The following is a 26,801-nucleotide window of genomic DNA, read 5'->3' as shown; positions in this document are numbered from 1 at the left end:
AATCACCTCATTTGTGCTTGGGTTGGACTGCTTTGTGCTGCACCGATGGCGACGGCGTGGCGGGTGTCGATGAAGAAGTCGAGATGTGCGTGCTGCCCGGCATGACGGGTGCCGTCGGGTTGCTATTGGTCCCGGAGGTGGTATTGGACGACGATGCGGACGGCCCCGTGGATGTCGACGGCGCAGACGATGGAGATGACACGTTCGGCAGCGTCATGCCGCTCGGCATGAATACCACATGCGCGCTGCCCGACAGAATCGCTCCGGCCACCGCGTCGTACTCCGACATCGGGATGAAGAGATAGATCACCTTCGACGACGAGGACGAACCGCCCAGAGACGAGTTGTTGCTTGGCTGCGGCACCGACACCGACAGCACATACACCGGATAGAGCTGGGGCACTGCGCCCTGTCCCTGGGGCGTGACGGTGATCGCGATCGTCTGCCCCGGCTCCACCAAGTTCGCCAGCGCCGTATTCGCCGTGAAGTCCATCAGCACACCCTGTTCTCCGTGGGCGGCGGTGTACTGATTGAGGAGGGCCTGCAGATCGTTCGTCGTGGAGATCATGTTCGCACTGATCGGCTCGCCGGGCACTGTCGAGACCGACAGATAGTGTCCGACGAGCGCAGAGGGCGGATCAGTGATAAGCCCAGCCTGCTCCGCGAAGTGCCTGGGGACGCGCGTGGTGGTCAGTTCATCCGCCTGCATGGGAGTGTCCGCCGGGATAGCTGTGCTGGCTGTGAGGACCGGCACCGTCGCCGTGGTCAGACGATATCCCACGGCGAAAAGCGCACCTGCGGCCAACGCAAGGCCAACACCGGTCAACAAAAACGCGCTACGCTTCACGAGGTTTCGCCTCCTTTGAGGTGATCGAGAGCGTGTTCACAAGTTGATGGATCTTAGCGTTGGTCTTCCGGGAGCCAAGCGGCGTTAAACCCTGTTGTACCCGGCGATAGAGCGTGTCGTCTTCGTGGACGATGGCCGCAACCCGAAAGCCGATTTCCCGCTGTAAAAACGCGCCCACAGACACCGCTTTACGCGGGCGTTCCCGGACGCGGTTCAGCACGAGATAGGCCGGGCGCTCACTCATTTGGAGAAAGGCGCGTAGATCCGTCCACGTCGTGCGGTCGGTCGTCGTGATCCCCAACACCACATCCGCCTCGCGCATGGCGATGACCGTGGAAACGAGGTGCCCGGCATGCGTGTCCACGATCAGAACGTCGGCGTACATCCCCACCAAGTGGATCAGCCGGGATACGCCGTCTTTGCTCAACCCAAGCGGTCGATCCCCTTTGGGAATAAGCCACCATCCCGCTGGGGTCCTGAGCATGTTTTGCTCCAACTCGGGCTCGGTGAGCGCATCCGGCAAAGTCTCATACCGATCCGCCGTGACCGTGCGCTCCAGGCGGAACAGATTTGCGAGATTCCCGTAAGGGTCGAGCTCCGCCACCACAATCCGCTTCCCTTTCGCCACCAGCGCATTGGCGAGGAGGACAGCCGTGGTCGTCTTGCCGACTCCGCCCTTGACCCCCGTGATGCAAATCACCTTCGCCTTCCGCGTGATCGGCGTAGGCGGCGGCGCGAACGGCGCGGTTTCACGAGGTTCATAGGAGCGTTTGCGCCGCACCGCCACGAGCTTTTCGAGCGCGGTGGTTCCGCCACGTTCCTCGTCTGAGGCCGTGCGCTCCCAGTGCCGCACGTAATCGACGGCCGGCGGGTACGGTACCACGTCGTCATACCCCTGTTGCCGCAGTTCCTCAAACCGTTCCGGGCGCACGTTCTCGGCGGTGCAGTAGAGGACCGAGACCCCCAGCGTCTCTTTCACGCGCCGCACCGTCGCCGGATTCCACTCACCCAGAAACAAGGCGAGCTTGTACGCGGAGGACGCCTCCGGGATCTCGTCTTCCTTGGTGGCGATCTGCGAAGGGACGTTCTGCTTGTCCAGGTATCGGTGCAACCGCTCGCCGCGAATCGGGTCGTGGTCACATAGAAGCCACATGTTGGATCTCCCTCCACAACGTCTCGAACTTGACCCGCCACGCTGGATCGCGGCGTGTCAGCGGCGCCCCGACCAGCGCGCAGGTGGCTTGACGCATGTCCCACGGGAGGATGAGCGTCGGTCGAAATTCAGCCGGGAAAATCCACGGCACCCCGGTGTCTTCGTAGCCCACAAGCACCAACACGGTGGGGCGCGACGCCTGTTGCAAGGTGCGTATCGCGGCTTGCACGCGCGCCAAATCCGGTGTCACGCCGTACACCACGACTTCCGGCGTCACGTCGGACTCCTCGTGATCCACGCACACCAAGGCAGGCGACGGTTGCAGGCGTTTGACGTCGAGCCAGTGCTCGTAGATGCGGATATGGCGATTCCAGACGCGATACGGCGCGCGAGGGTCGGCGTAGATCACGCTCGACTCGACGGCACCCGCGAGGTTCCAGGCCAAAAAGCTTTTCGCGAATCCCGCAAACCCGACGATCTTCATGAGGTCGTCACCACGGGCGTCGGCTTCCCGTACAGAAATCCCTGGCCGAACCCGATCCCGAGTTCCCGTAGCCAACGCTCCTGCCCCGGCGTCTCCACGCGCTCCGCGATGATGGTGGCTTCAAGCTCTTCCGCCGCGCGCCGCAACAAGGGAAAAAAGTGCGCCATCTCGTTCGTCAGGGCGACTTTGATGTAATCCGGGCGCAGCGTGCCCCAGCGCGACAGCCCGTTAAAACCGGTGCCGAAATCATCGAGCGCCACCTCCAGCCCGCGCGCGCGAAACGGGGCCAAATACGCAGCAACCGCCTCCATATCGAGGCGGCTGCGCTCGGTGATCTCCAGCACGACGCCTGAGAGATCGTCGCATTCTGAAAACGGCAGGCGCTGTTTCGAGAGGAGCTCCGACGTCGCGTTGACGAAGATGCGAGTGCGCTCCGTCTTGGCGAGGCTTCGCGCTGTTTCGAGGATGTACCGGTCGAGATCCCCGAGGAGTCCCGCCTCCGCCATCAGGCCCAGCGTGTCTTTGGGGTGTGCCAATAGCAGTTCGTATCCATACAGTTCGTGTCCTGGAATGCGCACAATCGATTGCTTTCGCAGTGTCATGTGTCCTCACCCTCCGATCCGCGCCAAGCCGTAGAGCCGATAGCCTTCGGCGTTTGCCATTTGCGGGTCCGGCACCAGATGGACGTGCGGGAACATCCGTTGCAACACGCCCTGCGCCATGCGATACCCACCGCCCGCAAGGAACACCGTGTGGATGCGCTTCAACCCATCCGCCCCCAGATGCTCTTGGATGCGCCGCGCGATGAGCTGCCCCATGCGCTCGATGTGCTTCGACCGCTCCGGTTCCACCGAGACCGTGTGCCCGCCGTAGTACACCTCGCCGCGCGCGTAGAGTTCATCGTAGAGAGGATCTGAGAGTGACGGCGTTTCTCCCGTGCGCTGACGGAAGACTCCAGCCAGCGCCAAATACAAGTCGTGCACCCCGACGTCCACAGAATCCGACAAGCGGCTCACCAGCCGCAGCTCCGGTTGCGTTTCAAACGTGACAAAGCCCGTGGTGCGCGTGCCCACGTCCACCAGCAACAGATAGCCTCCTTGCTCGATCCAGGCCGGATTGCGGAGCTCCATCGTGACCGGATCGAGCAGAGTGCCGATCATCGCGCCCATTGCCTGCGGGATCACACGCACGCTTTGCGGCGCGACCTCCATGGTTCGATCCTGCACGGTCACTCGTCCGCGCAGGTGCAGCAGGCGCTCCTTCAACGCTTCCCGTTGCGATTCGAAGTGCGCGAGCGGCAGGCCGGTCACGACATGCAGCGGCTCTCCTTCCTGCGCCAGGAGTGCGAGCGTCACCAGCCACAGGGCCTCCGTATCCGCGTCCTCGTACTTCTTCGTTGCCAGATTGAGCGCCGTCACCCCTTCGCGCCGCGCCAGTTCCCCGACAAACACCCGCCGAGCGCCAGATGCCGTTTCGAGGTGCGCTTCATACTCCGGCGCTTGAAACAGCTCGGTCATGATGAGATCATGCGCATCACAAACCACCGCCGGGAATCGTACCTGGCGTTCCCCGGCGGTGGCTTTGATCCATCCGTATCCCAAATCCACACCAACGATCATCTTGGTTACCCCTTTCGGCTATCAGGACACACTCGTGGGAACCCACGAGTAGGTTGGCTGGGTCACATATTGCGTTTGTTGCACGTACACCGTCTGACATTGTTGTTCTGTGGTATAGATAGGAATTGAATAGTTATAAACATTTGCATATCCATTGCTCGCTATGCTCGTAATTATATATTCTAAGGTTGCATTTGATGGACAGTAATTAAAACTACTACCTTCCAAAACACCATTTTCATAGAAAGTATAGTACCCCATAGCGCACTGCCCGGTCTCTACTCCTGTTTGCACCTGTACGTTTTGGCATTGTTGCTGTGGCACCGTGACCGTTTCGGGGATGGTCTGAGTGCCCGTCTGGACGTAATGCCCCGCCGTGACCGTCACGGTGTTGCTTTGCACGGTTTGTGCACCAACGACGGGGGCAAACGTCAAGCACAACGCTCCACCGATCCATGCACCGAGGACCGTCCGTTTCACGGTTCACCCCTCCCTATCTTCATGAGGACTGGATGGCATCAAGCGCGGATGCCAAACCAACGGCGTTTGGCTTTGACCGCCGAAAACTCGAACACCTCATCCCAAAACGGCTTCATCGCCTGCACAATGCGTTTGCCGTTCAGCCCCCCTCGCTTGTCGATCGTGGGGTCAAACGGAACCACGGCGCGCACCGTGTAGGGCGTCAGATACTGCCGCATGGCGCGTTCATCCGCCCGCACACGCTTGGACTTGTTCACGAAGGCTGAGACCACAGACGCATCCAGCCCCGAGAATGCGAGTTTGTCCGCATGTTCCTGGATTCTGGCTAACTGGTCGACGGCGGGGTTGACCACCAGCATGACTTTCGTGGTATACGGCAACACCGCCTGATGGATCGGGGTCCAGCCCTGCGGCATGTCAAGCAGTACCGTATCCATCTCTTCGAGGCACAGGTTCACCAGATACTCCGCATCCTCCGGGGACTGGAGCACCACCTCCGGGCTTTGCGGCGACGGGAAGATGTGAAGTCCGGACTCGTGCAATAAACACACCCCATCTCGCACGGCCTCCTCCACCGATCCGCCGCGCCAACCGCGCACATCCTCGGCATCGGCAAAGCCGAACTTTTGCGCGATGTCGCCGTTGACGTCAAGGTCAATCACCGCGACGCGCTTCCCGCGCAACGCGGCGTAATACGCGGTGTGCGCGCCGAGCGTCGAGCGCCCCGCGCCGCCCTTGGGACTGTCCAGCATGAGCACGGGCACGGTGCGTCGGCGCACGACGGGCGTCGACGTGTGCCGAAGCGCTTCGACTGGATTGTGAGGCGACACAGACGGTTCGGACACGGCGGTGGACATCGGGGGCTCCACGCGAGACATGTTCGTCGGTTGGACGCTCGACTGTGGTGCCTTCTCCTGTGAGGGTGGCACGGTCGTAGGCGGTGCAGACGCTGCGGACGGCTCCACCGTGGTCTCAAGAGGTGTCGGCGAGGCTGTGGAGGCGTTCTTCTGCACGCGCAGTTGCTCTTCCCAGCGCATGGCCGCCGCCAGATCAAACGGCACGGTGAATTCGTACACAGGGATCTGCGGCAACCGTTCCCGCACCGCCGCCGTCACCCCCAAACGCACATCCACCAAGATCCCTTCCACGTACCCTGTGGCCACATACCGCCGCAACTCGCTCATGGCCGTCACAAGCCGAACGTCCAAGATCCCGTCACACTGTGCTAAGATCTCTTCTGCCCCGTTCGCACAAAGCAGCGCCAGCATAAGGTCCCTTCACCCCCTTACTCATCCAAAACAAAGCCGACAGGTTCGGCTTCGCCGACTTCGCCGACCGCCGTGTCATCGTCTATGACAAAACCCTCGTTCGCCTCAGCGGCGCGCTCTTCTTCGTGGTCGCTCAGCGTCACATCGAGACGAATGTTGCGCTCGTACTGATCGATGGCCAGCCAAAGTTCCCACATGGCCGAGGCGAACGAGGTGTGCTTGGCAGCCACCGGAACCCCGGTCGTCATGGCCTCATACGCCGCTGCGCCAAAATCGGGGATGACCATGTGCGCTTCCGAACCCACTTCAAGCCCGTACGGCACGCGGTTCACTACGAGCCAATACGTGTCATCGTTCAGTGCAGGAAGGGCCTTCGCGGGATCGCAATCCTGCACCAGGATCACGGCGTCCACATCGAGCTGCACCGTGGTGTCGGACGTGTCGATTACCCAGACCTCCCCGCCGTCCGCCTCGGTTGCGCCGAACACCATGTCTCGATACGGCGGCGAAACCCACGTCGCAAGTGGGCTGGCGCTGGAAGCACTGAGAAGTTTGGCCTTGACGCCGCGCGTCAAGAGGACATGGAACAGGTTCCACGCCACAAACGTCCCGCCCGCCTGTCGGCTCGACATCACCTGCACCTTGAACGGCGCAGGCGTATACCGCACAGGCGGAGAATCGAGATCACGCACCATGAATGCCAGCACCTGCGCCGCCGTCAGTTGATTGAGCACAGGCACGACCATCACGCGTTCATCCGGGATGCCAAGTTGCCGGGCTTTTTTCGCAATCTGTTGGGTGCCCGCCACCAGTTTCACAGGCACCCGTGCCTGCAGCGCCGCCTTGGCCGATGCCAATTGGGTCACGAGCGCCAGGTCTGCACCGTCGAAGTCGTCCACCCACTCCACCGAGGGAAGCGTGGCACGAATCCACGCTTCCGCGGCGGCGTCCCCCAATGCCAGGTACACCCGCATCAATTCACACGTCCCTTCAGCGCGCTTGACGGCAGGAAGCGCACCGTCGCTTTTTCGGGGATTTCGATGGTTTCACCCGTTTTCGGATTCCGCCCCTGCCGCGCGGCGCGCACCACGTAGCGAAACTTGCCAAGCGGAGGCACGGCGACATCCTCGCCCGCTTGCAGCCGCTCGGTGGCCACCTCGCAGAACGAATTCAAGGTTTGCCAGACCTGAGATTTCCTCAAACCTGTCCGGGCTGCGATCTCCTCAACCAATTCCGTCTTGTTCATCAAGACCACTCCCTTCACTTCATGGAGGCGTGGCATGCAAAAACAAAAAAGCCGCCCGAAGGCGGCGGATACGAACATTTTCATCATGTGCAGAAGGAATGAAGCAGTTTGCCACGAATAACTTCGGTATGATGATACGGATTGCAACACGAATTACTGATGATGATGATTCGGTGTGATGTCGACGATGATGAAATGGTTTATTGAAGCCATTACAGAATTATTTATATTCGCATCTGGGATAGAAAGAGAAAAGTTGTTATCCAGGATTCCCATCTCAGTCTTACAACTTATTGTTCTTACTTGCGGAACGATCCTAGCAACGGTGTCTGTACTTATTCTGAAATTATGGGGAATATTAAACGGAGTCTCATTTCCACCTACAAATATCGTCGATTTGGTCTTTCTTTTCTCTTCTTCTCTTGGTCCTCATTTCTACCCTGTATCCTATCACCGCTGTGATCGTGGGCGTGATCGCAAGAAAGTCTTTCCACGAGCACAAAACCTAAAATACCTAAATACCAAAACGTCATTAAGAAAACAAATTCAAATAGGGAAGAATTATCATAGACATGATAGGGCTTTGGGCCTATCAGAGGCAAAGGGAAAAAGTTTATAATCCGCCGCATGATGTGCACGTTGAATTCCATCCCCTCGTCGGTACCTTGTGGTAAGTTCGACATGCTTAATACCAAGTGCCTGTGATGATCCAAACGAGCGTGATAAACGCCAGCCATATCAGGGCGTATTTTTGTGTGAATCTTGCAGTCATAGGAACTGAACCTTGCTTGTGCGAAAGTCTCTGATAAAACGACCAGAGCAGCATACAGAGCGCACTTATGGTGATCATGGACCCCCACCTTTTGATGTTGGCTTCCTCATTCGATCGCAGAGTGTAAGGCAAAACGAAAAAAGCCGCCCGAAGGCGGCTCAGTTCGTGTTCAGGTACGCGATAAACTGGTTCGTCGCGCCTTGGGACAGCGTGTACGTCGTCGTGAGGGTCTGCTGATTGGACGGCCCGGCGATCGTCTGTCCTGTGGTCACATCCACAATTGACAGCGTCTGATTCGGCGCAAGGGGTGCGTTGGCCTGTGCGGTGAGCGTCACCGTCGTGTTGCCCGGCGCGGTGGAAACCGGCGTCGCCGTGAGTGTCACCGCCGTGGCGCCCTGAACCTGTACGGTTGTGGTCGTACTTTGACCATAGACGGTCGCCGTGAGCGTGTAAGTGCCCGGTGTCGTCGCCGAAAACGTCGTCGACCACTGCCCCTGCGCATTGGTCGTGACGTTGGCCGCTGCCAAGTTCCCGCCGCTTGCCTGCAACGACACAGGGATATTCGGCACGCCGCTGCCGCCAGCCGTGACCTGCCCGCTCACGGTGATGGTCTGACCGATATAGGCCGGAGACGGTGAAGCTTGGATGCTGATTTGGTACGCCTCCCACGTGATCTGCACGGGTGACGACGACTGGATCGGCGACCCGCCCGGTGTCCCAAGGTAAAGCACGTAGGTATGCGTGCCAGGCGCTTGTTGGCTCACACTGGCTGAGATCGTTTGTTCGCTGCCACCCGTGACCCACTGTCCCGTGGTCTCATCGTAGATCCCAAGCGTGTATCCGTTGGTCGATTCACTTGCGTTCCCCGTCAATGTCGCGGATTGCCCCACCAAAAGCTGCGTCGGGTTCCCGGTGAGCGAGAGCGCCATCCCGATGACGCCCGTCTCCGAAACCACCGCATTGCCCTCGTTGACGGCGACAGTGTACGCCGGGCTATGCTGACCCCACAGTTCGTAGGCATCGCCATCCAGCGTTTGTGTGGCTTGTGAACTGCCGTGAGCTGTCAACACCCAGTATACGGCCACTCCTGCTCCTGTCATGAGAATCGCAAAGATCAGAATCAGGATGCGTGGCATCATGTTTTCCGGTCCTGCACGTCGCCAGCGCCACATCGGCTGTTCACCTCTCGTTTATGGCCGTAAAACCGCCATACTTGCTAGAATGGTGCAGACCAACCCCAAGAAAAAATACACGCCCATTGGAGCCAACTGGCGTTCTTCAGCGTTGACTTGAGGGCCTGCCAACACAGGCCACAGGGGTCGGGTTACCAAGGCCAGGAGCAGGGCGAGAAACAGGGGCACGAGCGCCAGGACGCCGAGGCCCAGCCCCATCACCCCGACCATCTCCGCATCCCCGAGCGCGTGGTCACGATCCACCATCCACCAGAGCGCACCGAGGCTCACACCACAGAGGAGCATGGTGAGCATGAACCACCAAGGGGCATGGAAGACTGCCCTGTCGATCACGAGCATCCCTAGGGTGAACACCACGAGAAACGTCTCACTCACCCGGCGGTAAAGGACGTCGGTCACAGCGCACACCGCCAAGATGCAGAGCACGGCGGCGCTGTTGAAATTTATCAGGACTAATTCAGCTCGCAAATGAGCACCACTCCAGACTGTATCGATTTCGATAGGGTACAATGATTCTCCAGTGAATATATAGTTTTTCTACAATAATTCCACGGTTTTTCATCCTTCGAACGTTTCCTTCCCTTCGACAAAAAATTGCATGCGTAGGTTGTTCTCTGGCATCTGTGTCCAAATCATTTCCATGCTCCGCTGTCGTGCTTCGTTTTTCGTGACCCACACCACGTTTCGAAAGGACTCGTCAAGTTCTGAAAGATTCGTGATGTACATTTGGTATTTGCGCCACAACTGCCTTGATGTCTCCGTGGCATTGTCAAATTCCACCCACCAAAAGCCGTTCGATGTGCGAAGGGCCGCGTCTGGACGAATGGCTGAAGCGCGCAAATCCGTGTCTGCCGCCCCGGTCGCAAGTTTGCGCAAAAACCAGAGTTCATCGGTTGCCTCTCGTGTGTTGAACCAGCGCACATCCTCAAATCCGTGGGTGCGTAGATAGCGCATTAAAACGGCATTCAACCCCAGCGCATGATTCCACAAGGCATCCATGGTCACCGGTTTCCCGTCTATCCTCAGCATCTGGTGCACATACCGCACACCTGCTTCTGTCAGCACAAGCGCATAGCCAGTGCGGTTATGCGTCCATCCTCCACGGAGAAACGGTTCGGAATGCGCATTTCGGACGCGACGGATATATTTCTTGAGGGTGTTTTGATTCCACCCCAAGAGAAACGAGACATCGGAGCGCAGGATCACGCCCGCGTCATACACCACACCCAACAATTTTTGCTCGGGCGGAAACTCGCTATCTCGCCACGACAAAATCAATCCAGATCCCACCTCTGCAAGAACGCCGTCACCGGGTTGCGGGGTATCTCCGGCGATTTCGGAGTTTGTGGCGGTTGTGCGGCCACAACGCTCTGCCGTGCCTGGATCCCTTTCAATACCTCGTCCGCGATGCGCTTCGCCCATGCCTCCACGTCTGCACTCAGGTGTTCAGGATCTGCTCGCTCAAGCCCTTGCCGCAGCACGGCTTCAATCGCCCGAGAACGTTGGCGCTTCGGCAGGCTTTCGAGCCACGCAATGAGCGTCGGATCCCGAATGTAGATGTGCAGTGTGTACGGTTTTGCACGCCATGATGATTCCATCTCGATTCCTTCCTCACAAATTCTCGTGGTGTAAGGCAAAAACGCCGCCCCGAAGTGGAGCGGCATTTCAGCCATACAAATCATGGGCTGTCAGTCCCCGCTGACGCTTACGTTTGGATGCTTGTGCTTTCTCGCCATCCGGCCAGTACCCGTGCTCCAGGTAGAAGTTGAGCCGCTCTTCCGCTTCATGGGCGGGGCGGCCCAATTCCTTCTGCAATTCGTAGCCAAAGGCGCGAAGTTCCTCGTACCGCTTGCGTAGCGCGGGCTTGTCGAAGAAATTCACGACTTTGGCGTTGGGCGCAAAACCTTCATACACATCCGGCGGCGGCGCTTGTGTTTCGCAGGAGTGCGCCTTGCCACCGACAATCGTGTACACCGCAGCCACGTTGTCCGGGAGCGCGCGCAGGTACTCCGGCGTGAAATGTCCTTGCGTCAAGTCCGCCATGATCCGCGCGCTGTCCGCACCCACGCGGAGCGAGAAGAAGTTCCCCAGCACGTCCTTGATCGCCTTTTTGAGTTCCCCGCTGAATTGCTCCACCGACTGCGTGATCATACCGAGCGACAGCCCAAACTTGCGCGTCTCGGCGATGATCTTGGCCATGATGTCGGTCTGCACGCGGTGACACTCATCGACCAGCAGGAAATGCGTGAGTGACGTGCTTTCTGGGCGTGTCAGCGCGATCTGGTAGTATTGCTCGATGAGCCCGCCCATGATGAGGCTCATGAGTTCCCCACTCAGCGCCTTCACGTCAATGAGCAAAATATGTCCTTCGTCCATCCACTCGCGAATCGGCAAGGCGTACTCCGGTTGCCCGAAGTAAAGGGCGGTGCTGCTCGTCACGAAGGGACGCAGGCGGCGTTCGACCGGCGCGTAGTAGTCGGGGTTTTTCGCTTGCGCCGGGAACGTCTGCTCCCAGTACGTGCGCACCAAGGGTGATTTCAGCCGGCGCAGGACTTGCAGCCGCCAGTTCTCGTCTTTCAGCATCGGGATCATGCCTGCGAGGACATGCTGCACCTCGTCGTCTTCCTTGAACGCCTGCACACACATGTCGATGATCTCGTCGATACGCGCGCCGCCCCCGTAGGCCTTGCCCAGGGTGGCCACCATGGCCTCCGTGGTCAGCACCTGAAGCAGGTTCAGCGCCACCGGATAGTCGCGGTTGGAAAACGAGATATAGTGAACCTTCCTCCACAGCGGACTGTCTTTCGGCAAGGCCGCTTGCAGACGCGACAGGAAGATGAGCGTCGTTTCCGCCGCCGGGTCTATGAGCGTGAGTCCAGGCTTGGGATTCCCAGGCGTCTGTTGCACCCAGTCGTCCAAAATCGACTGCAGCAAGAACATGAGCGTCGTCGATTTCCCGGCGCCCGTCATGCCCGTCATCAGGAAGTGGCGCGTGAATTGTGCATACGGGATGCGCACCAACCGCGAGGCTTGCGTCGGGTGACGCAGATAGCCAATGGCCACGCCTTCTGCAAATTCGTCGTCTCTCAGTGTTTTTGCGTGCTCTCGAATGATCGGCATCTGCGGCCAGGTTTCTGGAGACGGCACATGCACGAGTTGCGCCAATTCATCCGCCGACATGACAAACGGCTTCAGGGATTTCGAGGCTACGAGTTGATTTTCCGCCGCCAGATCCCGCAAGGCGCCGAGCATCCCTTGAAAGAACGGCTGCGCCCGATGCTTCTCGTCGCCCTCAAAGCGCATGGTGACGTGAAACAGGTCGCTTAACTCTTCGTACCGTTGCACGATCCCGCCAATCTGCCGCTTTTGGTGTGGAAGCACTCGCGGCTTTTGGGGTTTGGAAGTTGCCCCTTTGTTGGCGGATTTGCCCGTGAACGCCGCACCGAGTTCCGCCGCTGTATCCGCCGCGATCTTGGCCCACGGATTCGCCCCGGATTGACGCAGTTCGGGATCAAGGCGCTGATGTTCCCGCTTCACCCGCCGTAACGCCTCGCCCTCCTCCATGGGGCTGAACGCGATTTCGACTGCCGTGTTCTTGCCCATCGCCCGAAGGAGCGTCACCAGCGGATCCCGCTTGCCATCTCGCGCAAACGGCAAGAGTGCGTGTCGAGCGGTGACCTCCATCCGCACCTTCGGGTTCAGGCGGATGGTCGGTTTTCGTTCTTCTGGCACTTCGTGCAGCTCCAACGTGGGTGAAAGCGTCCCCTTCACGCCTTGCTCGCGATCTTCCGGCACAATGAGCCAGAACCAAACGTCTCCGTTCGCATCTTTCTCGATACGAAAGCGAAACCACACCGGCCCTTTGCTTCGACGCTCCGCCTTGGTTCGGCGAAAGTGAGACAAACGAGCGAGCCACGCACTGGCTTCGCGCAGGTCGTACGTGTGATGACTCCGAGGGATGAGCGCTTTGGGCTGTCCCTCGTAACGTTTGCGCTCCGCCTGCACTTTGTCCTTGTCCCGCCATACGCCATAGCCTGCGGCGGCTCCAAGCCCCACCGCCGCCACGCCCATGAAGGTGTGTTCCACATTCAGCAACGTTCACCGCCTCCTCGCCAACGCGGAAACCACATGCCCGTTTCCGTCTGGTACACCCGGTAAGTCGGAAACACGCCTGCCAGCACTTCTTCCTCCGCTCGCGCCCGCAAGACCTCCATACCCACAAACAGTAACCAAAGCCCCCACAATACCGGTCGGTTCACACCGATACAGCTTCCGAACATCCCAATGCAATACGCGAGATACAACGGATGGCGAATATAACGATAAGGTCCGCTTCGCACCACACAATGCGCCTCGGCGAGTTGCGAGAAACAGAGCCGAAGCGCAGTGAGCGCCCATACCTCAAGCAACAGCGCCAGGAGTTGCAGACTATAGGAGAGACCGAAACGCCACAAAGATTCATGAATCGGGCCGTGAACCCAAAACGCCACAACCACCGGAAACACAACGATCCCAACGGACGCCGCCCATGCCCACCAGCCGCGATGGATCTCCTTGGGACGTTGGATCAAGTTCCAAAGGAGCATCATAGCTTCGACGACGAGTAACGCCGCAAACGGCCAAAAGGGTGGCACATGCCCCAATCGCCAAGCGTTCCAAAGAAGAACGCCTGCCGCAAACGCCTGAACACCGATGCGCAACATCATGCACTTCCCCCGGTGACGCTGACCGTCATTGGCACCTGAAAATCCGTGGTGAACGCTCCGCCGAAGATCGCCTGGGTCGCTTCCTGGATCCACGGCACATGGAACGTACCGCTTACGGTGACGGTGACTTCTTCGTTGTTCACGGTGGCGTTCTCTTGAAGGTTGTCAAACAGGTTGGACAGATGTTCACTTTGTGCGCTGGCTTCAAACTGTTGCTGCGCAGCTTGTACAGGATCTCCGACGGTCTGCAGTGTCGTCGTGAAATAGCCCTGTACCCCCGATGAGTTGACCACTTCCTGTTGAATCTGCGACTGCGCTGACCACGCCGCCGCCTCCGCTGCGGCGCGCAACTCGAAATATCCAGCCACTGTGGCCCCGAACGTCATCATGACCGTCAAGAGCAGCAACCCGATCGTGGTATAGACCAGCCCTTTGAACAGTTCGGCTACGGCCAAGAGAGTTCGCCTCCTCAACTGGAGGTGAAGTACGCTTCGTTGACATCCGAGGCGGTGACGGACATCGGGATCGTCGCTGGGAAACTGTTCGGTGCACCAATCGCCGCCAACAGATCCGGAAACAAAAACGGCGCATCGTATTGCACCGTCACTTGTGCCTCGGGTGTCGACACATCCGCGCTCACTTCCGTGGACGAAGCGCTCCATAGGGTTTGCCCGTTGTAAGTAAGCGGCAACCCCGAGGCTTGCAGCGTGTCTTCAACCGCTTGCTCCGCCGCAGACGCATCTCCGGTAATCGCCGCCACCCGTGCGCCGTTCTCCGCAGCCGTCACGAGGATGCTCCGGACGTGAATCAAGGACGTGAAGGTCAGAATCAGACCCAGGATCACCAACCCGACCCCCGTGGTCACCAGTCCTGCGAACAACGTACTGACGCCCGTACCGCCTCGTAACCATCTCATGCGCGCTCACCTCCAGACCCGCCGTCCAAAAACTCCGTTCCTCCAAAAAAAGGGTGAGCGCATGGTCACGCCCACCCTTCGCCACTTCACGATCCCGTGCTTCCCGACGTCGAGCTGAAGTTCGGCAGCGTGAAGTTGCCGTTCCCCGAGTAACCGGCCGAATAGCCGCCCGAAGACGCCGTCCCCGAGCTTTGCGTGATCGAGTTCAGCGCGTTCTCCCCAGAGGACTTGGCGGTGTTGAATCCGTGGAAGAGCAACACCCCAAGCACCGTGAACAGAGCGATCGTAAGCAGGATCCCGAAGATCATGAAGAGGGTTCGATTCAAGTTCGACTGTTCGGGGCCTGCCTTTCGCCAGCGCAGCAAGTGCGAACGTACCCATGTGGTCATGTTCACAGATTCCCCTTTCGTCGGTTTACGAACCAAACATCGCCATAAACGCCTTCAACGCCGCAGGAACAACGCCGTGCTGCAGCGTGTTCGACAACAACAGAGCCGTGCCGGTCGCCATGCCGATCCCGGCGATCATCAAGAAGATGCTCACCAGGTTAATCGTGCTGCCCGTCCCGGCTCGACGCCCACGCCAAAACGTGGGGCTGCGAATCACGCAACTGAGGAGGCGTTGCATGAGACTTCACACTCCCTTCCGAGGGCATTAAAAAACCCTCCTATCCCTAGGAGGGGTGTCATGCAAAAACGAACTCAAAACGCGATCCCGACGCCAAAACCACTCGCGAAGAGTTTCATCGCGTACGACAGGACCGCGAAGAAGATATAGCCGAAGACCGGAATCCCCATCCCCAACGTGGAGATGAGGCCGATCTTAGCCACCGCCGAATTGTGGAGATGTTCGGCCTCCGCATCGCGGATGCGTTCCTCGATTTCAAGCGACGTCAGCATCATGTCCACAAGCGGCGTGTGATACCGTGTCGCTTGCGACAAAAGCTGCGCGAACTGCGTAGCCTCCGGCAAGCGCAGGCGCTCCGCCATGGTCATAAACGCTTCCACTACCGTCTCCACACGCATCGAGACGTTTTCCATACCCTCCGCCGCGCCGATCGCGATGCACACGTCACGAAGATACGGCTTCAACGGATAATTCGCGACCGATTCCGCTGCCAGAATCCCGCGTTCGATCGGCGCGCCCGCCTCCGTGAGCAGCGCAATCAACAGACGCGCTTGACGCAACTGCTTCTTCAGCAGAAGCCGTGCACGCTTATATAGGCGACTCAGATACACGTAGGGTAGAAAAAACGCGAACGCCGCGAATGGAAAAGCCCAGTAGAGGCCGAGGAGCAGAAACAACGCCAACACCAGCACCGGCATGGCGAAGGACACGCGATACGCAAGGTCCGCCCACTCGGGATGTCCGATCTCTCGCGCGAAAAACACCAAGTTTTGATGCAGGCTTTCGAGAAACCCTTGCTTGGGCTTCGGACGCCGAAACGTACCGTGCACGGACTGACGGAACAGGCGTTCCTGTTCCTGATCGGCGAGGTACGTCCCGACCACGCCGATGAGCACCGCAAGGGCCATCAGCACACCGAGCGCATACGCCATCGACTACCCCTTCTTTCCCGTCGCAATGTTTTGCACGAACGCCCAGTCCTGCGCGAGCAACCACTCCGCGAGATGGGGATCGAATTCAACGCCCTTCTTTTGGTCGATCTCGCGCTTGACCTGCTCCAGCGGCCACCCCTCTTTGTAGGGCCTCGCCTCCAACAGCGCATCCAGCACGTCCACCAGTTTGACCACCCGCGCCACCAGCGGGATCTCTTCGCCCGCCGCGCCCGTGGGGTAGCCGGTGCCGTCCCAGTTTTCATGATGATGGAGTGCGACGTCCTTGGCCCACTGCCAGCTTTTCTCGTCATACAGCCAAGCGTTCTCCTGTTGAATATAGCTTTCGACCTCTTCCAACACGTCGCGCCCCTTTTGGGTGTGCGTCTGCACCAGCTTGTACTCTTCCGGGGTCAGCTTGGCGGGCTTATACAGGATTTCGCGCGGGATCGCCGACTTCCCGACATCGTGGACATAGGCAGCCAGGGTAATGCGGGACACATCGGGCTGCTCCCAGCGTAGTGCCTCTTCGGCGATCCAGATCGTGTATCGTTCGACTCGCGACAAATGGTTTAGCAGTTCAGGGTCCCCGTACTCCGCTGCAAACGCGAGACCGCGAAAGAGCGCCGATTGGTAGGCGAGCTTCACCTGGATGGTGTCTTGCTCGAACACATGCGCGAGATACACTTGCGTGTGCGTGTCGTGAGGGATGGAAAACGCATGGAGCAGCGCCCGATCGCCATTCCTGCGCCGAACCCAGAGCGTGTGAAGGCCCGTTTCCGTGATCTGCGGATGCAAAAAGGCGCTCGGCAACCCCCTTATCTCGTCGGGCGCAAAGTCCAAGAGTTCGTCCAGGTTGCCTCGAACCGCTGCAATCGCGCCGTCCTGCCCGATCTCAAGCTCCACCATGGGCGCTGTCCCCCCACACGATCTCGCCACCGCCGCGATGTTTGCCGTGATAGAGATGCAAATCGGCGTGCGCCAGCAGTTGTTCCAAGGTCTCCCCGTGCTTGGGAAAGCATGCCGTGCCAAATGTAATGTCGAGGCCATACTGTTCGAGCGGCAAGCGCGCTTTGAGTTGCCTCAACCGATCCACCATGCCTTCATGACACGCGCACGCTTCAAAGATGAGCACAAACTCGTCCCCGCCCAGTCGAGCCAAGACATCCGACGCACGCTTCTCGGCTTGGAGCGCTTGCGCAATCGCGCACAGCGCCTCGTCACCCTTCGCATGGCCTTTGGTGTCGTTCAGGCGCTTGAACTTGTCAAAGTCCATGAGCACCAGCACAAATTCGAGGTTGTTGTACCGCCGTTGCCGACGTTCAAACCATTCTTGCAGCCCCTTGCGGTTCAAGCATCCCGTCAATGGGTCGTGCGTGGCTTCCTGCTTCAAGCGTTCGTGGTCGTGAAGAAGACTGTCCGCCGCCAAGGCAAATTCAACGGCCTGCTCCTCTTCCGGTGTCGGGTCCCCGCGAAAGTAGACTCGATAGAGGCCATCCGCACAGTGGAGCTCGCGGACACGAAGCAGGGATTTCCATGCCGGTGATCCCGTGGTCACGCCGCGTTCAAACACCCCGTCTGGCGTTTCGACCTCCACGCCGAATGCCCGCATATCGAGCCAAAACTGCATGTGCGCGTCGCGCCAGGATGCGCCTTGGGCGAGGCGCTGAAGAAAACGGACATAGGCTTCTTGCATGCTCCTCACACTCCTGCGTGAACGGGATTCCCAGGGGGCGTCACCACACCCGCCGAGATCCCCGGATCAAGGTCTGCGATGTCGCTCGATACTTGAAACGGCTCCGTCACGTTGAGAAATCCCACAATGTCCCCAGCGGAGACTGGGCCGTTCGATTGGTTTTTGGCCAACGCCCATTTCATCCCCTGATCGGAGGAGAATTGTAGGGCAAGGTTGCCGCCGTCCGGCAACGGCAACGTGACGGTCGTTCGATTTCCTGTCGTAACCCAAGTCACCGTACCGGAGGCAGGCGCGAAGATCGGAAGCGACGGCAAGAATTCACTCACCAATGGAGCATTCCCGTCATCAGGCGTAGCCTGCACCGTCCATCCGGCCGGAGATGGGGTAAAGGTAAGCTTGGCGTCACCAAACGGCCAATACCCACCGTTTGCGAGTGCCACAGGCGGCGTGTCCAACACATAGGCAGCCGTCATCCGCATGAGCGCGTTGATGTAATCCTGCACCGCCGCTTCATCGCTGGACCCATAGTAGTGCGCGCTTGCGTTCGGCCAGCTCCCATACATGAGATAGAGCATGTGAAGGTATTTCGCCCCAGCATTCAGCGCATCATCGGGGTCGTAGGGCGATGCGTAGGGTGCACACCCTTGCCCCCCATTTGCCGCGCATTGTTCGTTCAACGCTGCGAGTTCCTGAGGCTGCAAGGCTGCTTCGGCAGGCGTGCCGATCGGCGCTTCGAGATGATCCGCATCTACGCCGTAGCCGCCGTATTGCTGGATGCGAAGCGCGTCCGTATCCGGCTCGTCGACCTGTACATACGGATCCGACCACCCGCTCCAGGTCTCCGGCTCAAACTGCATGAGGCCCATGGCGTGGCTTCCATCGTAGTCGGCATACGCATTCGGTTCCCAGGACGATTCGTGAAGCGCCGTCGCCGCGACGTACTGCATGGGCACCTGATAGGTCTCACTGGCCTGTTGCACGTAGGAAACAAACAGCGTCGGGATCCCGTCTGCCGGGGACACATCCGTTGGAATTTGCCCGTTCCACGACGAGGGAACCGCCGTATTGAGCGCATTGCCACCTGCGAGCACCGCCACAAAGAGGAGCAGGAAAAACAAGCCTGGGATGCTCACAAGAAACATCGTCAGAAGGAGAAGAAGCGGCCAGCGGCGGCGAGCGAGATGCAGCCCCATCCGCAGTCCGATTCTCCCCAGGATCGCCGTCAAGCCCTCTCTTCCTCCTTACCCCAGAATGGCTCGCCAGAACGTTGTGTTTTCCACGTAACCCGGCTGCAAATACCAGCGTCCATCGTGCGGGACGAACACGTCTGGGAAGCCTCGGATCGCATTCGCAAGCGCGGTCCCTGGCATCGCGTACAGGACCCGTTCCGGCATCGGCACACCCAAGGCGGCGAACGCTTGTTGGACCTTTTGTTGGGCCTCAGCCAGCGTGAAAGGCATCGGAAGTTGCAACATGGTCCCATTCTGTGTCATCGGATATTCGTATCGCTCGAACCCCGCGGCAACCCATGTGGCTTGATTCAAAAGTCCTTCCTGCTTCAAGGTCTGGGCCAGCTCGTGGCAATACTCGCACCACGGCGCGAAAACAATGACGGGCCGATCAAGCGGAAGAACCACGGTCTGGCCGGATGCCGTTTCGACTCGCGCCGTCTCAAGCACTTGCAGCATCGAGCTTGGAACAAACGATAATCCGTGCCAAGTCTCTGAACCTAAGACGGCGTGTGGCGACGGGAGCACGTTGACCCCCGTCACTTCCCTGGACGAAGCAGGATGCGATGAAATTCCTGTTGTAACGTCAGACGGTTTGGATACGCTCGTCGCCGCACCGCAGCCCGTCACGAGCAAGGCTGCCATCCCTATCCCAAGCCACGTCACTTTGCGATTCACGGTTTCGCCACCTCAAAGAATGCCAACCAGTCATGCACTTGCGAGGCAGGCAAGATCCCCGGCACGGCTTCCCAGCCGTTCGCCACGCGGTGATAGGCGATGGGGACAGGCAGAGACGTATCCTCGTACAACGTGACAGCGCTCGGCAACGGATCACCTGCATAGCCTGCCTGTTTCCACACACGCTCCGTTTGCGCTTGCGTCAGTCCCACCCACACGACGGCGGGCTTGTCGTGCAGTTGCGACCACACGCTCTGAAATTGTGGGATCGCATAGGCCGTCAACGCGCTGATGACCAGCACATTCTTGGTCCCGTTCGGCACCGTGACCGGGAGCGACGTCACATGTTCCAAACGGCTCGCATAGGGCTTCAGATGCTGCATGATTTGCACAGGCAGGGCTTTGGTAGGCACTGGAACTTCTTTAACCGGTGGAATTTTGTAATTCGACGAGACTGTGTTGGAAGCGTGCGTCCCCACGCTCGGCCCCGGAACCGGTTGAGTCGGCGAAGGCGCCGTGGACGCCGTGGTTTGGGTCGCGTGGGTTCCACACCCCGTTAACGCGAGACTCCCCAGCACGGCCATCGCGATCATGAACGTTCCCTTCTTCAACGTACATCCTCCTCGGTACCTTGGTCTCCTCATAGAAGTGTGGTTTGTCATGCAAAATCAGTGATTATCGGTCCAGCCGCGTGACCTTGCGCCCCGACACCTCGTACACCCCGGGCCGAAGCCCGATGATCCATCGCCCGCTCGGCCAGCGAAGACGCCGAGGCTGTCGAAAGACCGCTTGCCGACGCCCAATGCTCACGTCTACATGTACAGCGTTGGTGAAAGTCCACGGTTCCGCAGAGCGTGTCCGCACTCGCGTCGGCAAAAGCAACGCTCCGCGCGTCCACCACACTCGCGCCTGAGCGCGAAACACCGTGCGCCGTCCTCGACGCCAAACCAACGTGCGGGTTTTGCGCACAAACCCATCGCTGACATGGCTGCGAAACGGATACGCAACGAAGCCATACAAATACTTGACGAGCGATTTCCCGTCCGGGTCGAGCTTGCGCGCCAGCCAAGTAAATCCTGCGGCGCTCAGGGTAACGACCACCCAACGATTCATGAAGAGGTTGAACAGCCGATAAGGTGTGAACGCGTCGAAGAAGAAAAAGAAGATCCAGGACAATGCGAACGTGACGAGATCGTCCCAGTAGAGCCGAAACCCCAAGTGAATCTTCCGGTCAATGTTGGTCACGACCACTTTCTGCTTGAACAGCTTCTGGTAGGTTCTCGGCATACGAACCTCCTCCGCCTGTTGCTTTCCGTCATAGACGCATGGGGCGAGGAACGCTCCTCGCCCCATGCCTTATCCCCCGATCTTTCCGATAAACCATTGGATAATGGGGAAGAACACCGTCGGGGCGAGCAAAAACAGTAACGCCACCATGCCAAAGACCACGGTCACCAGCATGTTGCTGTGGGCTCCCCTGAAATAGTGCATGAAAAGCCGCACCACCATGACCGCCAGCGCCACGACTCCTAAGATCGAAAAGATCGGATCCAACAAGCTCCACAGAGGATTGCTGGAAATGTCCGAAAGCGTCGTGCCCGTTCCGTTCATAAGGCATCCCCCTTTACGCAAGATGGAGAAAGTGGCACAATGCGCTGAACCACGGCCAGGTGACCGCCCCCACAAAACGTCGCGCGACAGGCAACAGCCGCGCCGCAGCCAGTTGGATCTCGTGAGGCGCATGAAGCAACAGATAAGCGAGGCCAAAGAACGCAGCGAACACCGTCAACGCGATGCGAATCACGGTCTCCCCGGCGCTCTCGACTTCGACCGCAAGCCACGGCACCGGCGGCTTCACCCACCAGGGCAGCGGATAAAAAAGCTGAACGCCGCGCGGATTCACGAGATCGATCACCCAGTGACTCACCCAGCCTATCCAAATCCCCGTGGCCAGCCAGTCAGGAATTCGAAGCCCCAGGCCAAACAGCACGAGGTACAGAAGAACTGAGACGAGCAGACTATGGGTCAGCGTGCGGTGGCGCACGAACATCGACACCACAGAAGCGCCCGGGATATGTCGAGAGATCCAGGACTCTGGCTGATCGATGTCCGGCACAGGCGCTACGGCATACGCCACGGCAGCCGTGGCAGCGGCCTGCCACGTGATCGGCGCGTGTTCAGATGCGAGCATCACCTCCGTCAGGGCCACCGCAAACACTGCGTGAGTCGTATGAATCAAAAAGCCACCCCCTCTCTGAGGAGAAGCGGGGTGGCATGCAAACCACGATGTTTGCTCAGTGACGAAGCGGTTCCTCCATTTGCAATCCGAGTAGTTCCAAGAGTTTGGCCTTGCCTCGGGCGTTATAGCGAAACGATGACACTTGCTTGTCGCTATACGGCGATTTGTCTAACACAAACTCGCCGTATTCCGGAGTTTTGAGCCCGTATTGATTTGCGATGCGGCCAACGAGATTAGCACTGACGCCAGCTTCATCAGCGATCTCCGTCGCGGAGTACAGACGTTCCTTGGCGGGCGGCTGCAAGAGTTCGCGTCCAGCCGCGATATTGACGGCTGCAAACAGCAACGACTCAATCGCCGTTTGCGAAATTTGATCTCGAAACTTCTGCGCGGCATCCAACACGACCTTGGCTAAGCGCGCTTGCGCGTTCATCCGCATGACAGCCAGCCGTTCGCGCTTCATCTCCTCGTCTTCGGCGGACTTGCGATGGGGCATTTCGTAGCGGCCCGTTTTGCGGAGCGTCGGCAACACGTCGTGGGTGATCCAACGCTTAAAGGCTTTCGCTTCGGGCTTGCGACTACGCAAAATCAGAGAGTACAATCCTGGTTCGTTGACAACAAAAGTCTCTTGCTGGCGTCCAAGCGCATCGGTGACCGGAATAGTATTCCGCTCATCCTCATCAAGGAGACCAACTGACTTTCGTGCGTCGGTGATGCCCAATATCTCACACACATCCTTCGCCACCCACCAAGGCTCGCCATTGACCACGACCACGCGCACCTGCTTGCCTTCGTACTCAAACGGCAACAACGTATCCATACGATCCATTTGATCAACCTCCCGGGGAATCAGTTGGAATGCCCGTTCTACTTAAACGGCCAATGGCATGCAAAAAAGCCCGCCTGACTGTTCAGGCGGGCCTTACGATGCTTTGCGGGGAAACGGAACCAGATTCGATGGTGCGGGCCGATGCACAATCCGATCCATCGCCAGCAGCAGAAGAACCATGAACACCAGCGCCGCTAGTGCAGCCGTCGTGAACGGTCCCCATTGGAGATACGACACATCGCACGACGCCGTGGCTGAACAGAAGCCCACGTGCGCGGCGCGAAGTTGTATCCACCACTGCACGGACGCGACGATGGAACCTACCGCCGGAGCCAGCGCCACAACCCACAGGTTGTCGATTGCCCACCCGAGAAGCGTCGCCCCGAGAAGCATGCGTTCGGACCAACACATCACGCAGGCTGGCCAGTGGAGTACGAGGCTCCAGTACGCGCTCACACTGAGCGCAATTGCAGGGATCACGATTCCCATGCCACGGCGTATCCTCGCTCGTTTCCAACTTATCCACCTGATGACTGCCCGCATTGGATCAGCCTCCTCACCAGATGGGCAGTGATCCGCCTCTCGATCGAGAAGAGAAGTGGCATGCAAAAAGGCCCGCCTTCCCAGGCGAGCCTAGTCTCAGGTGTTGTCTCTCGGATTCCGATTCCGTCGCGGATCAAACCGAAGCGGCTGCCCCATGCGCGCGCGTTGACGCGGATTCGGGACCCTGCGCGAAGGTGCGACAGGCGAGGTGCGTCGAGAAGCTTCCGTCCGCTCTTCACGCCGCTGCGTGTTGCGTGCAGGCGGTTGAACCGTGGGGTTCGTTCGAGTGGTTTGCGAAGAATCCTGGGGAGCCTTCGGTTGCAACCGCACCACTGTGTTCGGCGTGTTCTTGGACTCTGCGGCCCTGGGGGGCGTCGATCCTTGCTCGCCCTCCGCTTGTTTCGCGTTCGCAGAAACCTCAGATTCATGGGTACCCTCGATACGGCGAATCGTTGCAGGATGGACGGAAGGCGCAGCAGGCTTCACGGCGTCCGATGCCTGGGTGAACTCTGCACCGATGGACGTTCCCGCGGCCTCTCGTCCGTCTGCCGGCACATGAGCTTCGTCGTGTGTCGTCGGGCGAAGCGTGATGTTGCGTCCTGAATCATCGGCCTGCCGTTCGATCGCTTGTTCGCGAGTTTTGGTTGCCGTCGTATCCGAAGCCGATGTCTGTGCTTCGGCAAACGATTCAACCTGAACCGCAGGGGTGTCGTCGCGCGTACCAGTTTCTTCAGTCGCCATGGTATGCGTTTCGTCTTGCTCCACCGAGGCAGGCGTTTCAGGCACTCCCCGCCGGCTCGCTTCCGCCGCCGTCTCTTGCACAGGCGCAGGCGTGTGAAAGCTTCGCTCCAGCGCGCCGACTTCCGCATCGTCCACTTCCACTTCCGGCAACTCAGAGCGGTTCGCCGCACGAGACTCTGCGCGCGCCTCCTCGCTTCTGGGGCCTGAAACTGAGTTCGTTTCGCTGTCCTTGCGCAGCGTCCCTGGATTCACTGCGGAGGCTTCAGGTTCAGAAGCCCTTGAAGCACTTTTCACCCGTTCTCCTGCATCGGCTTGTGGTGCGACAAACGCTTCAGAGACCAATTGCGGAGATGGCACATCCTGTTCTTCCGTCGCCACGGGTGACGATTCGGTCGCGTCCTCTGCGGACACCTGCCGTTCCTCTTGCTCTGGCGAAGATTCGTCAGTCATGCGACGTTGCGCAGACGAAGCTTCGGGTTGGGATGTGGGTTCGGGTGTCGCAAAAGCATCCGCCAAGGAGGACATCGCCACCTCGTCATCCGTTTCACGCCGCATGGACTCGTCTTCGCGCCTCACCATCCCATCTGCCGTACTCTTCGAAGGCACCAAGAGAGGCTCGGGTATTTCGCGATCTTCAACATGCTCCGAACGCGCATCACGCGATTCTGAGGCCGCATCCGTGCCGAGCGATGCAGTCTCTTGTTCGGGCAATTGCGCTTCTCCATCGCTCGATTTCACGTCCGCGTTTGGACGGGATTCAACTTCGGATCCTGGTTGTTCGTTCGCCGTAGATTCTGGTGTAGTCTGCTGTGTCTCAAGCTTTGCGACCTTGGCTTCATCGTCGTTGTCAGCGGTCGACGGCCCACGTTGCGCCGGTTGTCCGCCCGCAGTGGGTGCGCTGGACGCCGGCGAACCGCCTTGCGACGCGCGACTTGTGGAAGAACCTGCTGACGTTGCTCCATTGGAACTGCTTCCTCCGCTGGAGGATGTCCCTCCATGCGGGGTTCCACCTGATGCGCCCCCAACCGCATTCCCCGGTGCGGCCCCGCCATGGGAGGAAGACCAGCGCGAAGACCAAGTGTTTCCTGCACTCCCCGTAGGAGGCGCGCCGAAAGTTCCACTGCCCCCTCGCCCCATCGCACTGAATGCTGCGCTCAAGGTCTTCTGGGCAAGAGAGCCGCCGCCACCGCTCTTGTTGTCTTGGTCGTCGTCACGCTTGTCACGTTGATCACGCCGCCCCCACGCTTCGCGGGTGCGCTGACGCCATTCGTCCATGAGGCTTCGCGGTTTGCCATCTTCGTCCGTGATCGCTCCGTTTTGAATACGGGCGACGACCGGCTCGACGTAAATCGAGAAGAGCTGATGGCGCATCATGAGCGCCCCCAGAAAGATCAGCCCGCTCGTGATGGCTCCCGTGATGAGCGTTGCCTCGCCACCGGTCAGGGAAACGGAATCCATCACGATCGTCACGAGCAGAAACGTGATCGCCATATACACCACATTGGCCAGCTTCAAGAGCAGAAAGCCAACTGATTTCTTCGCCCAGTTCTGCACGATCCCCCAACCGACTTCGGGGACAAACCCGAGTGGCAAGACGAAAATGCCCATGAACGCACTGAACAAAAACGCCAACTCAAATCCGAAGAGAATAAACGCCATGAACGCCAGAAACGCGAGACATGGCAAGCCCAGGATGAACATCACCAACAGGAAGATGATGTTGTTGTACGGATTGGCGTTCTTCACACTCGTACTCGTCCACGACGATTCCGCAAAGGGCTGAGACGTACTCAAGATGTCATTCAGCAGGCTGTCTCGCGCCTGGGACGTGGTGTTCTTCATGAAGAGAACTACCCAATTATCTCCCGGCTGGATCGTTGCGGAAGCCCCGCTATCCGTCGTATAGCTCTCTCCGACCGCCGCGTTGGATACGTTAAATTTGGCGAGGTCGTTCGACTCATGTCCGAATTGCGCCAGTTCCCAAGGCTCCAGCACATAAATATTCCAGGCGGCGTCGTAGATCGTGGTGGCGCTAAGATCGGCGACCGATTCGATCGCCTCGCTCACGGTGTTGTCCAAGTTCTCCGAGAGATTGTTGACCACCTGGAAGATCGCTGCGAAGTGCATAAAAAATACAAACAGCAGCCCGCCCATCGCCGTGGTGGTGAGAAACGCCGTCAGGATCTTGGTGTGGTGTCCTCGGAGATAATGCCACACCATGTAGATCGCTACTGCCAGGCACAGGAACGGCAGCAAGCGTAGAAACACATTCGAATACGCCTGAGAGAATGAAACTCCCATGCGTTGAGAGATGGGGTTCACGAGCCACGCTGGATTCGTGAAGTCCACCGCGATCATGATCGCGATATGGAAAGCCCACGCCAGCCCCTGCGACACCAAGTCCGCGATGAAGTTCGCAACTTCCTTGATCGCACCTCCCCCGAAAAGCGTGTTCCACCAGCCCTCCGGCGGCAGGGTAAACGTGTAATTGTTAGGCGACGGATGTTGCCATCCTGGGAAGGGAGAAGTGGGATTGGAGTAGCCAAAAAGCGTATTGGACGCCGCGGAAGACGTGACCACTTGATGGATACTCGGTAATGCTCCCG

The 26,801-nt window shown here is 59.0% G+C and carries 31 protein-coding genes; all 31 read right to left on the bottom strand.

The features are described 5' to 3' along the window. Positions 1-7: 7 nt before the first annotated feature. Positions 8-847, bottom strand: a complete 840-nt coding sequence (locus tag AC27E8_RS05715) for an SAF domain-containing protein (protein ID WP_487097401.1) — start codon at positions 845-847, stop codon at positions 8-10. Beyond that, a complete protein-coding gene (locus AC27E8_RS05710) occupies positions 837-2,000 on the bottom strand; it encodes a ParA family protein (RefSeq protein WP_487097402.1) in 1,164 nt (387 codons plus the stop codon). The genes AC27E8_RS05715 and AC27E8_RS05710 overlap by 11 nt, the downstream gene beginning before the upstream one ends. Then, a complete protein-coding gene (locus AC27E8_RS05705) occupies positions 1,984-2,484 on the bottom strand; it encodes a hypothetical protein (RefSeq protein ID WP_487097404.1) in 501 nt (166 codons plus the stop codon). Before AC27E8_RS05705 ends, AC27E8_RS05710 begins: the two co-directional genes overlap by 17 nt. After that, entirely contained in the window at positions 2,481-3,086 is a 606-nt protein-coding gene (locus AC27E8_RS05700; protein WP_487097406.1) for an EAL domain-containing protein, read from the bottom strand. Before AC27E8_RS05700 ends, AC27E8_RS05705 begins: the two co-directional genes overlap by 4 nt. A 6-nt stretch (positions 3,087-3,092) precedes the next feature. After that, complete coding sequence (locus tag AC27E8_RS05695) at positions 3,093-4,103, bottom strand: ParM/StbA family protein (protein ID WP_487097408.1); 1,011 nt, start codon at positions 4,101-4,103, stop codon at positions 3,093-3,095. Between the two features lie 21 nt (positions 4,104-4,124). Further along, positions 4,125-4,583 carry a hypothetical protein gene (locus AC27E8_RS05690; protein WP_487097410.1) on the bottom strand — a complete coding sequence of 153 codons (459 nt, stop codon included), beginning with the start codon at positions 4,581-4,583 and terminating at the stop codon, positions 4,125-4,127. Between the two features lie 38 nt (positions 4,584-4,621). Then, positions 4,622-5,851, bottom strand: coding sequence for a CpaE/TadZ family protein (locus AC27E8_RS05685; protein ID WP_487097412.1), 1,230 nt, complete (start codon positions 5,849-5,851; stop codon positions 4,622-4,624). 17 nt (positions 5,852-5,868) lie between these two features. Next, positions 5,869-6,825 (bottom strand): hypothetical protein, encoded by a 957-nt coding sequence (locus AC27E8_RS05680; protein ID WP_487097413.1) that lies wholly within the window; start codon positions 6,823-6,825, stop codon positions 5,869-5,871. Continuing rightward, a complete protein-coding gene (locus tag AC27E8_RS05675; protein WP_487097414.1) occupies positions 6,825-7,097 on the bottom strand; it encodes an HU family DNA-binding protein in 273 nt (90 codons plus the stop codon). The genes AC27E8_RS05680 and AC27E8_RS05675 overlap by 1 nt, the downstream gene beginning before the upstream one ends. 930 nt (positions 7,098-8,027) lie before the next feature. Beyond that, positions 8,028-9,008: an Ig-like domain-containing protein gene (locus tag AC27E8_RS05670; protein ID WP_487097416.1), complete on the bottom strand. Its 981-nt coding sequence runs from the start codon at positions 9,006-9,008 to the stop codon at positions 8,028-8,030. Positions 9,009-9,059: 51 nt separating this feature from the next. Next, positions 9,060-9,530, bottom strand: coding sequence for a hypothetical protein (locus AC27E8_RS05665; protein ID WP_487097417.1), 471 nt, complete (start codon positions 9,528-9,530; stop codon positions 9,060-9,062). 90 nt (positions 9,531-9,620) lie between these two features. Continuing rightward, the gene (locus AC27E8_RS05660; RefSeq protein ID WP_487097418.1) at positions 9,621-10,340 is read right to left on the bottom strand and encodes a replication-relaxation family protein; all 720 of its coding nucleotides are present in this window, start codon (positions 10,338-10,340) and stop codon (positions 9,621-9,623) included. After that, a complete protein-coding gene (locus AC27E8_RS05655; RefSeq protein WP_236011217.1) occupies positions 10,337-10,660 on the bottom strand; it encodes a hypothetical protein in 324 nt (107 codons plus the stop codon). The genes AC27E8_RS05660 and AC27E8_RS05655 overlap by 4 nt, the downstream gene beginning before the upstream one ends. Before the next feature lie 67 nt (positions 10,661-10,727). Continuing rightward, entirely contained in the window at positions 10,728-13,148 is a 2,421-nt protein-coding gene (locus tag AC27E8_RS05650) for an ATP-binding protein (RefSeq protein ID WP_487097446.1), read from the bottom strand. A 2-nt stretch (positions 13,149-13,150) separates the two neighbouring features. Further along, entirely contained in the window at positions 13,151-13,765 is a 615-nt protein-coding gene (locus AC27E8_RS05645) for a methyltransferase family protein (RefSeq protein ID WP_487097420.1), read from the bottom strand. After that, positions 13,765-14,223, bottom strand: coding sequence for a hypothetical protein (locus AC27E8_RS05640; protein WP_206830149.1), 459 nt, complete (start codon positions 14,221-14,223; stop codon positions 13,765-13,767). Before AC27E8_RS05640 ends, AC27E8_RS05645 begins: the two co-directional genes overlap by 1 nt. 14 nt (positions 14,224-14,237) lie before the next feature. Beyond that, complete coding sequence (locus AC27E8_RS05635; protein WP_487097422.1) at positions 14,238-14,684, bottom strand: hypothetical protein; 447 nt, start codon at positions 14,682-14,684, stop codon at positions 14,238-14,240. Between the two features lie 86 nt (positions 14,685-14,770). Then, positions 14,771-15,073 (bottom strand): hypothetical protein, encoded by a 303-nt coding sequence (locus AC27E8_RS05630; RefSeq protein ID WP_487097424.1) that lies wholly within the window; start codon positions 15,071-15,073, stop codon positions 14,771-14,773. Between the two features lie 25 nt (positions 15,074-15,098). Then, positions 15,099-15,311, bottom strand: coding sequence for a hypothetical protein (locus tag AC27E8_RS05625; RefSeq protein ID WP_487097426.1), 213 nt, complete (start codon positions 15,309-15,311; stop codon positions 15,099-15,101). A 74-nt stretch (positions 15,312-15,385) separates the two neighbouring features. Continuing rightward, complete coding sequence (locus tag AC27E8_RS05620; protein ID WP_014465144.1) at positions 15,386-16,243, bottom strand: type II secretion system F family protein; 858 nt, start codon at positions 16,241-16,243, stop codon at positions 15,386-15,388. A gap of 3 nt (positions 16,244-16,246) precedes the next feature. Then, positions 16,247-17,149, bottom strand: coding sequence for an HD-GYP domain-containing protein (locus tag AC27E8_RS05615; RefSeq protein ID WP_487097428.1), 903 nt, complete (start codon positions 17,147-17,149; stop codon positions 16,247-16,249). Then, positions 17,136-17,936 carry a GGDEF domain-containing protein gene (locus AC27E8_RS05610; RefSeq protein WP_487097429.1) on the bottom strand — a complete coding sequence of 267 codons (801 nt, stop codon included), beginning with the start codon at positions 17,934-17,936 and terminating at the stop codon, positions 17,136-17,138. Before AC27E8_RS05610 ends, AC27E8_RS05615 begins: the two co-directional genes overlap by 14 nt. A gap of 5 nt (positions 17,937-17,941) precedes the next feature. Further along, positions 17,942-19,162, bottom strand: a complete 1,221-nt coding sequence (locus tag AC27E8_RS05605; protein WP_487097430.1) for a transglycosylase SLT domain-containing protein — start codon at positions 19,160-19,162, stop codon at positions 17,942-17,944. Positions 19,163-19,177: 15 nt separating this feature from the next. Then, on the bottom strand, positions 19,178-19,843 hold the full coding sequence (locus AC27E8_RS05600) for a hypothetical protein (protein ID WP_487097431.1): 666 nt from the start codon (positions 19,841-19,843) through the stop codon (positions 19,178-19,180). Continuing rightward, a complete protein-coding gene (locus tag AC27E8_RS05595; protein ID WP_487097432.1) occupies positions 19,840-20,454 on the bottom strand; it encodes a hypothetical protein in 615 nt (204 codons plus the stop codon). The genes AC27E8_RS05600 and AC27E8_RS05595 overlap by 4 nt, the downstream gene beginning before the upstream one ends. Positions 20,455-20,518: 64 nt before the next feature. After that, positions 20,519-21,130 carry a TcpE family conjugal transfer membrane protein gene (locus AC27E8_RS05590; RefSeq protein ID WP_487097433.1) on the bottom strand — a complete coding sequence of 204 codons (612 nt, stop codon included), beginning with the start codon at positions 21,128-21,130 and terminating at the stop codon, positions 20,519-20,521. A gap of 69 nt (positions 21,131-21,199) precedes the next feature. After that, positions 21,200-21,454, bottom strand: a complete 255-nt coding sequence (locus tag AC27E8_RS05585; RefSeq protein WP_487097435.1) for a hypothetical protein — start codon at positions 21,452-21,454, stop codon at positions 21,200-21,202. 13 nt (positions 21,455-21,467) lie between these two features. Further along, a complete protein-coding gene (locus AC27E8_RS05580) occupies positions 21,468-22,082 on the bottom strand; it encodes a metal-dependent hydrolase (protein ID WP_487097437.1) in 615 nt (204 codons plus the stop codon). A gap of 55 nt (positions 22,083-22,137) precedes the next feature. Next, positions 22,138-22,911: a BRO-N domain-containing protein gene (locus AC27E8_RS05575; protein WP_487097438.1), complete on the bottom strand. Its 774-nt coding sequence runs from the start codon at positions 22,909-22,911 to the stop codon at positions 22,138-22,140. Positions 22,912-23,004: 93 nt separating this feature from the next. Continuing rightward, positions 23,005-23,400, bottom strand: coding sequence for a disulfide bond formation protein B (locus tag AC27E8_RS05570; RefSeq protein WP_487097440.1), 396 nt, complete (start codon positions 23,398-23,400; stop codon positions 23,005-23,007). A gap of 150 nt (positions 23,401-23,550) precedes the next feature. Beyond that, on the bottom strand, positions 23,551-26,592 hold the full coding sequence (locus AC27E8_RS05565) for a hypothetical protein (RefSeq protein ID WP_487097441.1): 3,042 nt from the start codon (positions 26,590-26,592) through the stop codon (positions 23,551-23,553). Positions 26,593-26,801: the final 209 nt, after the last annotated feature.

Source organism: Alicyclobacillus sp. CIJ1, assembly GCF_057538885.1.
The sequence above is the reverse complement of the archived record's forward strand: the minus strand, read 5'-3'. Positions and strand labels throughout refer to the sequence as shown.

Bases quoted from the DNA above. Each gene is read 5' to 3' on its own strand.
- AC27E8_RS05700 (WP_487097406.1), bottom strand. From the start codon at position 3,086: ATGACACTGCGAAAGCAATCGATTGTGCGCATTCCAGGACACGAACTG.
- AC27E8_RS05685 (WP_487097412.1), bottom strand. From the start codon at position 5,851: ATGCTGGCGCTGCTTTGTGCGAACGGGGCAGAAGAGATCTTAGCACAG.
- AC27E8_RS05695 (WP_487097408.1), bottom strand. From the start codon at position 4,103: ATGATCGTTGGTGTGGATTTGGGATACGGATGGATCAAAGCCACCGCC.
- AC27E8_RS05710 (WP_487097402.1), bottom strand. From the start codon at position 2,000: ATGTGGCTTCTATGTGACCACGACCCGATTCGCGGCGAGCGGTTGCAC.
- AC27E8_RS05625 (WP_487097426.1), bottom strand. From the start codon at position 15,311: ATGCAACGCCTCCTCAGTTGCGTGATTCGCAGCCCCACGTTTTGGCGT.
- AC27E8_RS05575 (WP_487097438.1), bottom strand. From the start codon at position 22,911: ATGGATCGTATGGATACGTTGTTGCCGTTTGAGTACGAAGGCAAGCAG.
- AC27E8_RS05655 (WP_236011217.1), bottom strand. From the start codon at position 10,660: ATGGAATCATCATGGCGTGCAAAACCGTACACACTGCACATCTACATT.
- AC27E8_RS05645 (WP_487097420.1), bottom strand. From the start codon at position 13,765: ATGTTGCGCATCGGTGTTCAGGCGTTTGCGGCAGGCGTTCTTCTTTGG.
- AC27E8_RS05620 (WP_014465144.1), bottom strand. From the start codon at position 16,243: ATGGCGTATGCGCTCGGTGTGCTGATGGCCCTTGCGGTGCTCATCGGC.
- AC27E8_RS05630 (WP_487097424.1), bottom strand. From the start codon at position 15,073: ATGACCACATGGGTACGTTCGCACTTGCTGCGCTGGCGAAAGGCAGGC.
- AC27E8_RS05585 (WP_487097435.1), bottom strand. From the start codon at position 21,454: ATGAACGGAACGGGCACGACGCTTTCGGACATTTCCAGCAATCCTCTG.
- AC27E8_RS05590 (WP_487097433.1), bottom strand. From the start codon at position 21,130: ATGCCGAGAACCTACCAGAAGCTGTTCAAGCAGAAAGTGGTCGTGACC.
- AC27E8_RS05705 (WP_487097404.1), bottom strand. From the start codon at position 2,484: ATGAAGATCGTCGGGTTTGCGGGATTCGCGAAAAGCTTTTTGGCCTGG.
- AC27E8_RS05615 (WP_487097428.1), bottom strand. From the start codon at position 17,149: ATGGTGGAGCTTGAGATCGGGCAGGACGGCGCGATTGCAGCGGTTCGA.
- AC27E8_RS05570 (WP_487097440.1), bottom strand. From the start codon at position 23,400: ATGGGAATCGTGATCCCTGCAATTGCGCTCAGTGTGAGCGCGTACTGG.
- AC27E8_RS05675 (WP_487097414.1), bottom strand. From the start codon at position 7,097: ATGAACAAGACGGAATTGGTTGAGGAGATCGCAGCCCGGACAGGTTTG.
- AC27E8_RS05610 (WP_487097429.1), bottom strand. From the start codon at position 17,936: ATGCAAGAAGCCTATGTCCGTTTTCTTCAGCGCCTCGCCCAAGGCGCA.
- AC27E8_RS05635 (WP_487097422.1), bottom strand. From the start codon at position 14,684: ATGAGATGGTTACGAGGCGGTACGGGCGTCAGTACGTTGTTCGCAGGA.
- AC27E8_RS05670 (WP_487097416.1), bottom strand. From the start codon at position 9,008: ATGATGCCACGCATCCTGATTCTGATCTTTGCGATTCTCATGACAGGA.
- AC27E8_RS05680 (WP_487097413.1), bottom strand. From the start codon at position 6,825: ATGCGGGTGTACCTGGCATTGGGGGACGCCGCCGCGGAAGCGTGGATT.